Annotated in this window: 13 protein-coding genes; 9 read left to right on the top strand and 4 right to left on the bottom strand. The window is 71.4% G+C overall.

The genetic code is table 11. The features are described from left to right. Positions 1-227: 227 nt before the first annotated feature. The 6 genes from I5731_RS08280 to I5731_RS08255 all read left to right on the top strand — a co-directional run bounded on the left by I5731_RS08280 (position 228) and on the right by I5731_RS08255 (position 6,163). On the top strand, positions 228-641 hold the full coding sequence (locus I5731_RS08280; protein ID WP_197310889.1) for a hypothetical protein: 414 nt from the start codon (positions 228-230) through the stop codon (positions 639-641). Between the two features lie 152 nt (positions 642-793). After that, entirely contained in the window at positions 794-3,334 is a 2,541-nt protein-coding gene (gene secD / locus I5731_RS08275) for a protein translocase subunit SecD (protein ID WP_197310888.1), read from the top strand. A gap of 138 nt (positions 3,335-3,472) precedes the next feature. Next, the gene (locus I5731_RS08270; protein ID WP_197310887.1) at positions 3,473-4,015 is read left to right on the top strand and encodes a prolyl-tRNA synthetase associated domain-containing protein; all 543 of its coding nucleotides are present in this window, start codon (positions 3,473-3,475) and stop codon (positions 4,013-4,015) included. A gap of 140 nt (positions 4,016-4,155) precedes the next feature. Continuing rightward, positions 4,156-5,106: a thioredoxin gene (trxA, locus tag I5731_RS08265; protein WP_197310886.1), complete on the top strand. Its 951-nt coding sequence runs from the start codon at positions 4,156-4,158 to the stop codon at positions 5,104-5,106. Positions 5,107-5,231: 125 nt separating this feature from the next. Next, positions 5,232-5,924, top strand: a complete 693-nt coding sequence (locus I5731_RS08260; protein WP_197310885.1) for an LON peptidase substrate-binding domain-containing protein — start codon at positions 5,232-5,234, stop codon at positions 5,922-5,924. A 20-nt stretch (positions 5,925-5,944) separates the two neighbouring features. Continuing rightward, entirely contained in the window at positions 5,945-6,163 is a 219-nt protein-coding gene (locus tag I5731_RS08255; protein WP_197310884.1) for a Trm112 family protein, read from the top strand. Between the two features lie 95 nt (positions 6,164-6,258). On the opposite strand, the gene I5731_RS08250 is transcribed toward I5731_RS08255, so the two are convergent. The 4 genes from I5731_RS08250 to I5731_RS08235 all read right to left on the bottom strand — a co-directional run bounded on the left by I5731_RS08250 (position 6,259) and on the right by I5731_RS08235 (position 10,019). Beyond that, complete coding sequence (locus I5731_RS08250) at positions 6,259-7,023, bottom strand: tetratricopeptide repeat protein (protein WP_407941838.1); 765 nt, start codon at positions 7,021-7,023, stop codon at positions 6,259-6,261. 196 nt (positions 7,024-7,219) lie between these two features. Next, positions 7,220-7,999: a heme ABC transporter ATP-binding protein gene (locus tag I5731_RS08245; RefSeq protein ID WP_197310882.1), complete on the bottom strand. Its 780-nt coding sequence runs from the start codon at positions 7,997-7,999 to the stop codon at positions 7,220-7,222. Between the two features lie 8 nt (positions 8,000-8,007). Further along, complete coding sequence (locus I5731_RS08240) at positions 8,008-9,093, bottom strand: FecCD family ABC transporter permease (RefSeq protein WP_197310881.1); 1,086 nt, start codon at positions 9,091-9,093, stop codon at positions 8,008-8,010. Positions 9,094-9,122: 29 nt separating this feature from the next. After that, positions 9,123-10,019 carry a heme/hemin ABC transporter substrate-binding protein gene (locus I5731_RS08235; RefSeq protein WP_197310880.1) on the bottom strand — a complete coding sequence of 299 codons (897 nt, stop codon included), beginning with the start codon at positions 10,017-10,019 and terminating at the stop codon, positions 9,123-9,125. A 231-nt stretch (positions 10,020-10,250) separates the two neighbouring features. Between I5731_RS08235 and I5731_RS08230 the strand changes: the two genes are divergently transcribed. The 3 genes from I5731_RS08230 to hutX all read left to right on the top strand — a co-directional run bounded on the left by I5731_RS08230 (position 10,251) and on the right by hutX (position 13,371). Further along, positions 10,251-12,344: a TonB-dependent hemoglobin/transferrin/lactoferrin family receptor gene (locus tag I5731_RS08230; protein WP_197310879.1), complete on the top strand. Its 2,094-nt coding sequence runs from the start codon at positions 10,251-10,253 to the stop codon at positions 12,342-12,344. Between the two features lie 59 nt (positions 12,345-12,403). Beyond that, on the top strand, positions 12,404-12,745 hold the full coding sequence (locus I5731_RS08225) for an antibiotic biosynthesis monooxygenase family protein (RefSeq protein WP_197310878.1): 342 nt from the start codon (positions 12,404-12,406) through the stop codon (positions 12,743-12,745). Positions 12,746-12,837: 92 nt separating this feature from the next. After that, on the top strand, positions 12,838-13,371 hold the full coding sequence (gene hutX / locus I5731_RS08220) for a heme utilization cystosolic carrier protein HutX (protein WP_197310877.1): 534 nt from the start codon (positions 12,838-12,840) through the stop codon (positions 13,369-13,371). The last annotated feature ends 97 nt before the right edge of the window (positions 13,372-13,468 follow it).

Genomic DNA, 13,468 nt, shown 5'->3' with positions numbered 1-13,468 from the left:
CCGCACGTCCACCCCTGCGGCACGGTGGATCCCCGCTTTCGCGGGGATGACGGCCGGAGAGGGCGTGCCAAGATAATGATACTGCGGCTTTCTCGAAACCGAGGCGCCGCAGTACCCTCCCGACCCGGCCTCCGGCCGGGCCACCCCTGCGACGGAGCCACGTGTCTCCTTTGCCTGCTTCGCAGCCCCACAAGGGGGAGGGATATCAAATCCAGACCGGAACCAGCGTGACCGACGACCGCCACCTCCCTCCGCCACCCCCGCCGGCGCCGCGTGCGCCGACGGCGTCGGTGCGGCTGGCGCTGGCGGTGTTTGCGGCGTTGCTGGTCTGCCTCGGCTTTGGTGCCGGCTCCACCGACCTGCTGCGCCTCGGCGGCAAGTCCGGCACCGCCCAGACCGGCCGCATCGCCACCGCCGACGCCGGCCGCCAGTTCGTGCCGCGCGAAAGCCGGCAGGCCGCGATCGTGGTGCAGCGCCGCGACAGCCAGCCCGCCCCGGGCGGCGACACCGGCCCGGCGCTCATCCCCACGCTCGCCGGCGCCTTCCTCGACCTGCCCGCCGCCCGTCCGGGCGAGACCCCGGCCCGCGCCGCCGCGGCGAGCGCCGCCGCCGGATACCAGGCCCGCGCCCCGCCGGTCTGACGCCGATCCGCCGTGATCCCTGGCCGGCCGCGCCTCGATCGACGCGCCGCCCGCACCGACGCGGCCCCATGCCCCTTTTCGATGAATGTTCGCGGCCGTCGCCACGCCCTGCCAGACCGGGGCGGGCCGGCCGCCAGTCCGGACCATCCTCCATGCGCAATTCCCGCTGGCTGATCGCCACCTATGCGACGATCATCATCCTCGGCATTCTGGTCGCGCTGCCCAACGTCCTCCCCGAGGCCTGGCGCAACAACCTGCCGTCGTTCCTGCCCAACCAGACCGTCTCGCTCGGCCTCGACCTCTCCGGTGGTTCGCACCTCGTGCTCGAGGTCGACAGCGCCGAACTCGTCAAGGAGCGGCTGCAGACGCTGCTCCAGGATTCGCGCCGGTCCTTGCGCGACGCCGGCATCGGCAGCGAGCAGATCCGCCGCGACGGCGACACCGTGCGCGTCCGCCTCAGCAATGCCTCCGACCGCACCCGCGCTTCCGAGGAGCTGCAGAAGCTCGCCATCGACATCGGCGTCGGCAGCTTCGGCCTCGGCGGCGACATCACCGTCGTGGCCGACGGCGACCGCGACCTCGTCATCCGCATGACCGACGCCGGCCTTGCCGACCGCATCTCCGCCGCCGTCGGCCAGAGCCTCGAGATCATCCGCCAGCGCATCGACCAGGTCGGCGTCGCCGAGCCGACGATTCAGCGCGTCGGCACCGACCGCATCCTCGTCCAGCTCCCCGGCGTGCAGGACCCGGCCCGCATCCGCGAACTGCTCGGCTCCACCGCGCAGATGAGCTTCCACATGCTGTCGAACGCCGCGATCGCCGGCGACGCGGTGCCCGCCGGCGTCACCATGCTGGAGGACGCCGAGGGCAACCGCTATCCGGTCGAGGACCGCGTCGAGCTCTCCGGCGACCGCCTCGCCGACGCCCGCGCCGGCTTCGACCCGCAGACTCGCGAGCCGATCGTCTCGTTCCGCTTCGACAACATCGGCGCCGCCCGCTTCGCCGAGATCACCACCGCCAACGTCGGCCGGCCCTTCGCCATCGTGCTCGACGACAAGGTGCTGAGCGCGCCGGTGATCCGCGAGCCGATCACGCAGGGCTCCGGCCAGATCTCCGGCAGCTTCGACGTCCGCGGCGCCACCGATCTCGCCGCCCTGCTGCGCGCGGGCGCCCTGCCCGCCCCGCTCACCGTGATCGAGGAGCGCACCGTCGGCGCCGACCTCGGCAGTGACGCGATCGAGATGGGCGTCGTCACCGGCCTGATCGGCTTCGGCCTCGTCGTCGCCTTCATGCTGCTGCTCTACGGCAGCTGGGGCCTGCTCGCCAACCTCGCCCTCAGCCTCAACGTCATCCTGACCTTCGCCGGCCTCAGCCTGCTGGGCGCGACGCTGACCCTGCCCGGCATCGCCGGCATCGTGCTCGGCATCGGCCTCGCCGTCGACGCCAACGTGCTGATCAACGAGCGCATCCGCGAGGAGACGCGCAAGGGCCGCAGCGCCATCGCCGCGCTCGATTCCGGCTTCCGGCGCGCCTACTCGACCATCGTCGACAGCAACGTCACCGCGCTGATCGCCACCGTGCTCCTGTTCTGGTTCGGCTCCGGCCCGGTGCGCGGCTTTGCGATCACCATGGGCCTCGGTATCGCCATCTCGATGTTCACCGCCGTCTCCATCGTGCGCGCGGCGATGCTGTCGATCGTGGTGCGGCGCAAGCTGAAGGTGCTGAACATCAAGCCGCTGCTCGGCTTCAAGCTGGTGCCGGACGGCACCAGGATCGACTTCATGAAGGCGCGGTTCTTCGGCATCGGCCTGTCGCTGTTGCTGTCGGCGGCGTCGGTGGCGCTGTTCTTCAACCCCGGCCTCAACTACGGCGTCGACTTCCGCGGCGGCATCCAGATGGAGGTGGTCACCGAAGGCCCGGCCGATCTCGCCGCCTTCCGCGGCGGCCTCGGCAACCTCGGCCTCGGCGACGTCGCGCTGCAGGAGTTCGGCAGCCCGAACCACCTGCTGGTGCGCGTCGAGCGCCAGCCCGGCGGCGAGGCCGCGCAGACCACGGCGGTGGAGCAGCTGCGCGGTGAGATCGTCAAGATCGACGAGACCGCCCGCATCGAGCGCACCGAAGTGGTCGGCCCCAAGGTTTCCGGCGAACTCGCTTTCGCCGGCTTCCTGTCGGTGCTGCTCGCGAGCATCGCGATGCTGATCTACATCTGGGTCCGCTTCGAATGGCCGTTCGCGGTCGGGGCGATCGCGACGCTGGTGCTGGACGTCACCAAGACGGTGGGCTTCTTCGCCCTCACCGGCCTCGACTTCAACCTCACCGCGATCGCGGCGCTGCTGACGCTGGTCGGCTACTCGGTGAACGACAAGGTCGTCGTCTACGACCGCATGCGCGAGAACATGCGGCTCTACAAGCAGATGCCGCTGCGCCAGCTGATCGACCTCTCGATCAACGAGACCCTGGCGCGCAGCCTCTACACCTCGATCACCGCCTTCCTCGCGCTTCTGCCGATGGCGATCTGGGGCGGCAGCGCGGTGGAGAGCTTCGCGGTGCCGATGATCTTCGGCATCGTGATCGCGGCGAGCTCGTCGGTGTTCATCGCGGCGCCGATCCTGCTCTTCCTCGGCGACTGGCGCGCCCGCCGCCGTACCGCAGCCGGCGAGGACGACAAGGCGGCGACGCCGTCGGCCGCCTGAGGCAAGTCACCCCCGGGGGCACGTCCCCCGGGGGCTTGATGTCGCGCGGCCCTTGCGGCGGCGGCGGATTCCTGCTGCCGCTGCCGGGGCCCGCGATGCTATCAACCGGTCAGCCTGCAACTGCCAGCCGAGGCCCCGATGTCCAGCGATCGCAGCAAGACCCGCGCCGAACTCTTCGCCTTTCTCGACGAGCTCGGCATCGCCCACGCCACGATCGAGCATCCGCCGCTCTACACGGTGGAGGAGTCGCGCGCCCTGCGCGGCGAGATCGCCGGCGCGCATGCGAAGAACCTCTTCGTCAAGGACAAGAAGAGCCGTCTCTTCATGATCTCGGTGCGCGAGGAGCTCGCCGTCGACCTGAAGCAGGTCCACACCGTGATCGGCGGCCAGGGCCGCGTCAGCTTCGGCTCGGCCGAGCAGCTCGAAGAGGTCTGGGGCGTGAAGCCCGGCTCGGTGACGCCGTTCGGCGCGATCAACGACCTGGATCACCGCGTCACCGTGGTGCTCGACGCCGGGCTGGTCGCGGCCGGCACCGTGAACTTCCATCCGCTCGAGAACACCGCCACGACGACGATCGAAGCCGGCGACCTCGTCCGCTTCCTCCAAGCGACCGGCCATTCGCCGCTGATCACCGAGCTGCCGGTGCAGGCACCGCAGCCGGTGGAGACGGCGGCCGACTGACGCGTGCGCGAACCCGGCGCACGGGGTTTGTAATTCGCCGCCGTTCACGCCAAATAGGGGGCGACAGCGCGTGCCAGCCGGCAATGACCGGCTCCCACGGCGCGCGGACCGACTCTTACGACGGACGCGGGACGACAATCATGAGCGGACAGACCTTCAGCCTCGGCGGCGGCGCCGCGGTACCGAACGGCTTGGCGCCGGCCGGCGCGGCCGCTGGGGCCGCCGACCTGATCAAGGACACCACCACCCAGACCTTCGCCCGCGACGTGCTGGAGCCGTCGCGCCAGGTGCCGGTGCTGGTCGACTTCTGGGCGCCGTGGTGCGGGCCCTGCAAGCAGCTGACGCCGGTGCTGGAAAAGGCCGTCAAGGCCGCCGGCGGCAAGGTGCGCCTCGTCAAGATGAACATCGACCAGCATCCGGAGATCGCCGGCCAGCTCGGCATCCAGTCGATTCCCGCCGTGATCGCCTTCAGCCAGGGCCGCCCGCTCGACGGCTTCATGGGCGCGCTGCCCGAAAGCCAGGTCGCCCAGTTCATCGAGCGGCTCGTCGGCCCGGTCGGTCCGAGCGACGTCGAGCAGATGCTGGAGGCCGGCGCCGAATCCCTCGCCGAGAAGGATTTTGCGACGGCGGCGGAGGTCTATCTCACGGTGCTCGAGGAGGAGGAGGGCAACCTCGCGGCGCTCGCCGGCCTCGCGCGTGCCCAGATCGGCCTCGGTGATCTCGACGGCGCGGGGGCGACCCTCGACCGCGTGCCCGAAGCAAAGCGCGGTGACGCCGGGATCGCCGGTGCCCGCGCCGAGCTCGAGCTCGCCGCCGTCACCGCCAGCCTCGGCGACAGCGCCGACCTCGTCGCCCGCGTCGAGGCCGACCCGGCCGACCATGCCGCGCGCTTCGACCTCGCGCTGGCGCTCGCCGCGAGCGGCGATCGCGAGGCCGCGGTGAACCACCTCGTCGAGATCGTCCGGCGCGAACGCGCCTGGAACGAGGAGGCGGCGCGCAAGCAGCTCGTGCAGCTGTTCGAGGCCTGGGGACCGACCGATCCGATGACGCTGCTCGGCCGCCGCCGGCTGTCGTCGGTGCTGTTCGCCTGAGGCGCACGGCTGCCAATCGCCGGCGCCGCCTCGCCCGCGGCGACCGGCGCGCTAGATGAGGCGTCAGGGGCGTATCCGCGGGACGCGCCCGCCGTGGTGGTGCGGCGAGGGACAGGACGACGGCCATGATGGTGGGTAATGCGGTCTACGACACACCGGCGGACCTGCCGGCGGAAATCCCGGTGTTTCCCCTGACGGGCGCGCTGCTCCTGCCGCGCGGCCAGCTGCCGCTCAACATCTTCGAGCCGCGCTATCTCGCGATGATCGACGCCGCCCTCGGCAGCGACCGGCTCGTCGGCATGGTGCAATATGCCGACGTCGCCCCCGGCGGCGCGCCGACCGAGCCGGGCGTGCCGGCGGACCTGCGCGCCGTCGGCTGCGCCGGCCGCATCACCAGCTTCGGCGAGACCGGCGACGGCCGCTACCATATCGCTCTCACCGGCGTCACCCGCTTCCGCATCCTCGCCGAGACCACCGACGGCACGCTGTTCCGCACCTGCCGCGTCACGGCCGAGCCGTTCGCCGCCGATTTCCACGGAGAATCCGGCGGCGCCGCCGTCGACCGGTCGCAGCTGCTGCGCACCTTCGAGGCCTATCTGGAAGCCAACGACCTCGAGGCCGACTGGGACGGCGTCGAGCGCGCCACCAACGAGGCCCTCGTCAACGCCCTCTCCATGATGAGCCCGTTCGGCCCGGCCGAAAAGCAGGCGCTGCTCGAGGCCCCCGATCTGAAGACCCGCGCCGATACGCTGGTCGCGATCACCGAAATGGCGCTGGAGCGCCAGAAGGGCGGCGGCGGCGCGCCGTCGCTGCAGTGACGAGCGAGGGAACGGTTGCGATGGCGGAAGACCTGATCCCCCGCGTCGAGCGGCAGAGCGGCACGGTCGATCCGCGCCTGCTCGAGATCCTCGTCTGCCCGTTGACCAAGACCCGGCTGTCGTTCGACCCGGTGCGGCAGGAACTCGTCTCCCGCGCCGCCCGCCTCGCCTTCCCGGTGCGCGACGGCATCCCGATCATGCTTGCCGACGAGGCGCGGCCGCTCGACGACGACGAGTGACGGCGTCGGCGGCACCGAGCAGCCGGCCAGAACGCCGAACGGCGCGGGCCAGGGGCGCCGCGCCGTCGGTCGGGCTCAACCGCTAAGAAAGAAGATTACTGCTCGGTCTCGGGTTCCGGACGGCGGCGCTTCAGCGAGAAGCCATCGTCGGGTGCCTTGCGCTTGGCGTTCGGGCGCGGCGGATCGGCGATCAGCCGGGCGGCGGCTTCCGCCATCTTGCGCTCCGCGTCGGCCTCGAGCTCGGCAACCTGGGCCGCGGCCTCGTCGTCGAACACAGCCCGGAGCCGCGTCGCGGCGATGACGATCTGCTCGTCGTCGGCGAAATCCTCCTGCGCCGTCCGGGCGGCCTCGAGCGCCTCGTCGGCCTCGACGCTGCCGCTTTCGGCCGCTTCGGTGAGGATCTTGAGGTAGGCCTCGCGCAGGTCGGGCCGAACGGGCCGCTTCTCGACCAGCCAGGCGAACACGTCGATCGCGCCGCGGAAATCGCCGCGCGCCCGCAGGATCCCGGCCTCGATCTGGCCGGTGCGGATGCGGCTGAGCTTCGCCTCCTGCAGCTTGCGCAGCAGCGGCTCCACCTCGTCGGCGAGGCCCGCCTGCAGAAGGATCTCGCCGTAGCGCAGCATCAGCGGCACGTCACCGGGGTAGCGGTCGAGCCCGGCGCGCAGGATGGTGATGGCCCGGTCGGACTGGCCGGTGGTGAGGGCGAGTTCGGCGGCGACGAGCGCGACCCGGGGATGATCCTCCCCACCTTCGCGTGCTTCGAGAAGACTTTGGGCTGCCAACTGGATGTCCCTCTGTCTGATTGCCCTTTCAGCCCTGTCGAGGAGGGCGCCCTGCTTCTGCGTAATCTGTATGTTCATTGTCTCGACCGGCCAGTGCGTCTGTCGTTGCGCCTCTCGTGAGAACCGGCCACCCGACGGGGACGCGGCCTGCTCGAGGGAGCGATGCCCGGCGCATCCGTTGCACGCCGATATTTGCTGCTCTTTCATGCCAGAATTTGGGCGGAGCGGCGAGATCATTCGTCGAGCCCGGGCGATCGTCGGGCCGCTCCGCTGATCAGCGCCGGCGCGCTTGCGGCAGCAGGTAGGCGATCCCCGGCGGCGGCAGGCGGCCGACGATGCCGGAGACCGCGAACACCTCCGACACCACCGCCTCGGTCAGCGTCGCCTGCGGCGGCCCAGCCGCGACGATCCGTCCCGCCGCCATCACCACCAGCCGGTCGGCGAACTCGGCCGCGAGGTTGAGGTCGTGCACGATCCCGACCACGCCGCCGCCCGCCCGCGCGTGCGCCCGGGCGATTTCGAGCAGGCCGATCTGATGGCGGATGTCGAGGCTCGCCGTCGGCTCGTCGAGGAACAGGAAGCGGGCGCGCCCCGCGGCGACCGGGTCCCAGACCTGGGCGAGCACGCGGGCGAACTGCACCCGCTGCTGCTCGCCGCCCGACAGGGTCTGATAGAGCCGCCCGGCATGGTCCGGCAGTCCGACCCGCTCCAGCGCCGCCGCGACACGGCCGGGCACCGGCCGGCCCGTCGCCCGCACGCCGAGGTCGACGATCTCGCCGGCCGTGAACGGAAACGCCAGCGTCGTCGCCTGCGGCAGCACCGCCCGCCAGCGCGCGAGTTCCGCCGCACTGCTGCGCAGCACGTCGCGGCCGTCCTGATTGATGCGGCCGGCACTCGGCCGGAGTTCCCCGGTGAGCAGCTTCAGCAGCGTCGACTTGCCGGCGCCGTTCGGGCCGACGATCAGCGTCACCGCGCCGTCCGCGGCGGTGAAGTCGACGTCGTCGATCAGGCGGCGTCCGCCGGCGAGGTAGCTGAGGCGCTCGGCTTCGATCACGGCCGACCTCAGAGCGACAGCGCGGCGCGGCGGCGCACGAGCAGGGCGAGAAACACCGGCGCGCCGACGATGGCGGTGACGATGCCGATGGGAAGTTCGGCCGGCGCCACCACGACGCGGCTGACCGCATCGGCCGCCACCAGCAGCGCCGCGCCGAGCACCGCGCTCGCCGGCAGCAGCAGCCGGTTCGACGGGCCGATCGCGAGGCGCAGCAGATGCGGCACCACGATGCCGACGAAGGCGATGCTGCCCGCCACCGCCACCGCCGCGCCGCAGGCCGCCGCGACCGCCACGACGACGACGCGCTTCAGGAGCTGCACCCGGATGCCGAGGTGCATCGCCTCGGCCTCACCGAGCCCGAGCGCATCGAGGCCGCGCGCGACGAAGGGGATCGTCGCCAGCGCCGCGGCGATGAAGGGCAGCACCGCGACGACGCGGCTCCAGGTCGCGCCGCCGAGGCTGCCGAGGCTCCAGAAGGTGATGTCGCGCAGTTCGGCGTCGCTGGCGCCGAAGATCATCAGCCCGGTGAGGGCATTGGCGACGGCGGCGACGCCGAGGCCGGCGAGCAGCAGCGTCGCGATCGAGGTGCGGCCGCCAAAGGTGGCGAGCCCATAGAGCAGCAGCGTCGCGGCAAGCGCGCCGGCGAACGCCGCCGCGGGCAGAAAGTGGCTGCCGAGCAGCACGGCGACCGGCGCCAGCGCCCCGTCGGCGAGCACGATCGCGCCGATCGCGGCGACCGCCGCGCCCGACGAGACCCCGACGAGACCGGGATCGGCGAGCGGATTGCGGAACAGGCCCTGCATCATCGCCCCCGACACCGCGAGCCCGGCGCCGACCAGCACGCCGAGCGCGAGGCGCGGCAGCCGCACCTCGTAGAGCACCAGCGCCTCGCGCCGGTCGAGCACGCCCTCGGCACCAACTAGCGCCGCGAGCAGCCGGTCCATCGGAATGCCCGACGGGCCGGTGAGCACGGCGGCGGCAGCTGCCAGAGCCAGCAGCCCGGCCGCGACCAGGATCGCGGCAAGGCCGAGCGCAGCGCGGGCCCCGGCGGGATCGCGGCGCAGGCGGGGCGGGGCGAGGGCGACGAGGCTCATGCGGGGATCCTTGTTCGGCGCGGCCGGAGTCAGGGCGCCGGATCGGCCGGCGCGATGCTGCCGGGATAGAGCGCGGCGGCGACGTCGCGCGCGGCGTCCGGCGTGCGCGGGCCGAAGCCGAGCAGGTAGAGCCCGTCCATGGCGAGCAGCGACCGGTCCGCCGCCGCGGGGGTACCCGCGAAGGCGGGCAGCGCGAACACGGTGGCGGCGTCCAGCGCATGGTCGCCGCGCGCCATGCTGATCACGAGGTCGGGCGCGGCGGCGAGGATCGCCTCGTCGCTCATCGGCTTGTAGCCGGCGATCGCCTCCGCGGCGTTGACGCCGCCGGCGAGCGCGATCAGCGCATCGGCCGCGGTACCGGTGCCGCCCACCGTGGCGCGCCCCCCGGCGAGCGACAGCACGAACAGCACCCGTTTGCGAACAGTCACGGCCGCGACCTCGCGTCGAAGCGCGGCGAAGCGCGCGGCGGTGCTTTCTGCCAGCTCGTCTGCCGCGGCGTTTGCCCCGACCGCGGCGCCGACGGCACGGATCTTGTCGGCGACGCCCGCGGGCGACGGCACATCGGGGATCGTCACCAGCGGCACCGAGCCGGCGGCGAGGATCGCCAGCGCATCGGGCGGGCCCGCCCCTTCCTGCGCGAGGATCAGGTCGGGGGCCACCGAGAGCACGCCTTCGGCGGCGAGCGCCCGCATGTAGCCGACGTTCGGCAGCGCGCCGGCGGCGGCCGGGAATGTGCTGGTGGTGTCGACGGCGACGATCTCGTCCGCCTTGCCGAGCGCGAACAGGATCTCCGTCACCGCCCCGCCGACCGAGACGATGCGGCGACCCGCGGCGGCGCGGGCCGGCCGGTTGGCGGTCCAGAGAGCGACGGACAGCGCGGCGATGGCCGACGCGCGCAGCGCCTGGCGGCGGGAAAGACTGGTCATGATCTCATTCCGGTTGCAGGGCGGCGGGCGGTCGACCTTCGGCGCCAAGGGTCGCGTAAGGCGTTGAAAGGGCGTCGTTTTTATAATCGCTCCAGTGTAGGTTCCGCCCCGGGATTTATCTTGACTCTGATACTCAGCTTTTAATATCAGCGCAAGGGAGGGGCTGCGCGGGGAATGTTCGCCGGCTCCGCGGCTGGATCGGCGCGCTCCGCGCCGCAGGGGGAAAACGACATGATGACCGCTTCGCCGAGGTATCGCCTCCTCGTCACCTCCGCCCTCGCCGGGCTGGCCGTTCCGGGTCTCGCCTCGCCGGTCGCCGCGCAGGACGCAGCCACGGCGCCGGTCGCGGCGGCGGCCTGCGAACCGGGCACGCCCTGCCCGCCCGAGGACGACGTCATCACCCTCGACACGATCACCGTCTCGGCGACGCGCACCGACAGCGCCCCGATCGACAGCCTCGCCTCGGTCAGCGTCGTTCGCCTTTCCGATCCGAAGGGCCCGCCGACCGGCTCGGTGCCGGCGATCTTCCTCGGCGTCCCCGGCGTCGCGACGCCGTCGAAGGGCGACGATGCCGGTTCGGCGATCAACATCCGCGGCCTGCAGAACTTCGGCCGCGTCGCGGTCACCGTCGACGGCGCCCGCCAGAACTACCAGCAGACCGGCCACGGCCCGGATGGCGTGTTCTTCCTCGACCCGGCGCTGATCGAGGACGTTACCGTGGTGCGCGGCCCGATCGCCAACGTCTACGGCTCCGGCGCCGTCGGCGGCGTCGTGTCGTTCCGCACCAAGAACCCGAGCGACTTCCTGCGTTCGGACGAGACCTGGGCCGTGCAGGGCCGCGCCGCCTATGGCACCAACGGCGACGAACTGGTGCTCGGCACCACCGCGGCCTATCGCTTCTCCGACCAGTTCGCCGTGCTCGGCAGCCTCTCGACCAACCGCCAGAACGACTTCGACGACGGCGACGGCAACACGGTGTTCAATTCCGGCGAGGACCTGCTCTCGGGCATGCTGAAAGCCGAGTTCTCGCCGGCGGAGTTCCACACCGTGACGCTCGGCTATCTCGCGAGCCGCTTCGACTATGATTCGGGCGCGGTCGGCGCCACCAACTACGGCTCCGAGGTGATCGACCAGACCGCCTCGGCGAACTGGCGCTACGCCAACCCCGACGACCGGCTGTTCGACATCAACGCCTCGGCCTACTGGACCGGCACCGACAAGACCGACACCTACCTCACCGGCGCCGACGCCGGCGCCGGGCGCAGCTTCGAGATCGGCACCGGCGGCTTCGACGTCGCCAACACCTCGCGCTTCGAGACCGGCGCCTTTGCGCATGCCGTCACCCTCGGCGGCGATCTCTTCCGCGACGACGTGACGACCTCGGACCTCGTCGGCACCGGCGACCTCTTCACGCCGAGCGGCCAGCGCACCGCCTATGGCGCCTTCGTGCAGGACCAGATCTCCTATTCGAACTGGCTCGAGATCGTCGGCGGCCTGCGCTTCGACGGCTACGAATTCTCGGGCGGCGAGGCGGAAGGCGACGGCACGCGGCTGTCGCCGAAGCTCGCCGTCGGCGTGAAGCCGTTCGAGGAAACCTTCGCCGAGGGCCTGCAGCTCTACGGCTCCTACGCCGAGGGCTACCGCGCCCCCGCGATCACCGAGACGCTGATCAGCGGCATCCACCCCGGCTCGTTCAGCTTCGACTTCCTGCCGAACCCGGACCTCGAGCCGGAGGTGGCGCACAACTTCGAACTCGGCGTCAACTACGCCCGCGACAGCCTCTTCACCGAAGGCGACCGGCTGCGCCTGAAGGCGGCCTGGTTCCACAACGACGTCGACGACTACATCGACGCCGTGTTCGCCTATAATCCGGTGACGCGCCGCTTCCAGTACCAGTACCAGAACGTCGCCGACGCGACGCTGACGGGCGTCGAGCTGGAGGCGACCTACGACATGGGCTTCATGTTCGCCGGCCTTGCCGCCTCGCACATCCGCGGCGACAACAATGTCAGCGACGAGCCGCTGACCACGGTGCCGGCGGACAAGATCGTCTCGACGCTCGGCTTCCGCTTCCTCGAGGAAAAGCTCACCGTCGGCGCACAGTGGGCCGCCGTCTTCGAGCAGGACCGCGTGCCGGCCGGAACGCCGGGCAGCGACGCCTACAATCTCGTCAACCTGTTCGCGACCTACGAGCCGCGCGAGAACCTGATCCTCGGCGTCTCGGTCGAGAACCTCTTCGACGAGCAGTACACCGACTATCTGAACGACAGCGCCAGTCAGGGCATTTCGGTGATGTTCTCGCTCAGCGCCCGTCTCGGCGGCTGAGGCCGCGGCGGGACAGCCGAACACACCGGATATCGGACAACCAGGAGAGCAGACCCGACATGTACATCGCCATGAACCGCTTCCGCGTCATTCCCGGCAACGAGGAGACCTTCGAGACGATCTGGCGCACGCGCGAGCGGCGGCTGAAGGACGTGCCCGGCTACCTCGAGTTCCACCTGTTGCGCGGTCCGAAGCATGAGGACCACTCGCTCTACGCCACCCACACCGTCTGGGCGAGCCAGGCCGAATTCGTCGCCTGGACCAAGTCGGAGGCGTTCCGTCTCGCCCACGCCCGCGCCGGCGAGCAGAAGCCGATCTACCTCGGCGGCCCGCATTTCGAGGGCTTCGAGGTGATCCTCGCCGAGGACGCCGACGGCGCCCAGGTCGCGCCCGCCGCCTGAGCGACGACCGACGAACCCGGAGCCGGCCGGGCGGCGACCGCGAAACGCACGTCGGCCGGCCGGCCGGCTTGGCGTGTGCGAGGAGGAACGAGATGGAAGTTGCAACCACGACCGACGCTGAGCCTGGCACCGCGGCCGCCGCCAGCGCGGCACTCGCCGCGCAGCCCGACGGCGTCGTCGAGGCGATCGCCAGGAAGGCCGGGGTGCCGAGCCGCACCGTGCTCGACCTGCTGCCGGCCGGCGCGGCGGTCCGCGCCCCGGCGGAGGATTTCGCGGCGATCTGGGAAGACCTCGCCGGCTGGGGCGAGATCCTCTTCATCGTCCACACCGAGGACATCGTGCTCGAATGCGCCGGCACCCTGCCGGTCGGCTCGTTCGGGCACGGCTACTACAACATCCACGGCGACAGCCCGATCGGCGGCCACATCAAGGCCGACCGCTGCGCCGCGATCTACTTCGTCGACCGTCAGTTCCACGGCAAGCGCTCGCTGTCGGTGCAGTTCCTGAACGGCGACGGCGAGGCGATGTTCAAGGTCTTCGTCCGCCGCGATGCCGCCCGCGCCCTGCTGCCCGACCAGGTGGACCGCTTCGAGGCGCTGCGCCGCCGCTGGCAGGCGGGGAACTGATCACCGGCGCCTCAGTTCCCCTTCTCCCCTTGCGGGAGAAGGTGCCCGAAGGGCGGATGAGGGGTATGGGCCCATCATCCCCTCCGCCGTATCGGCC

Source organism: Methylobrevis albus (assembly GCF_015904235.1).
Classification (GTDB): domain Bacteria; phylum Pseudomonadota; class Alphaproteobacteria; order Rhizobiales; family Pleomorphomonadaceae; genus Methylobrevis_A; species Methylobrevis_A albus.
Note: the sequence above shows the minus strand (reverse complement) of the source record. Positions and strands in the feature narration are given on the sequence as shown.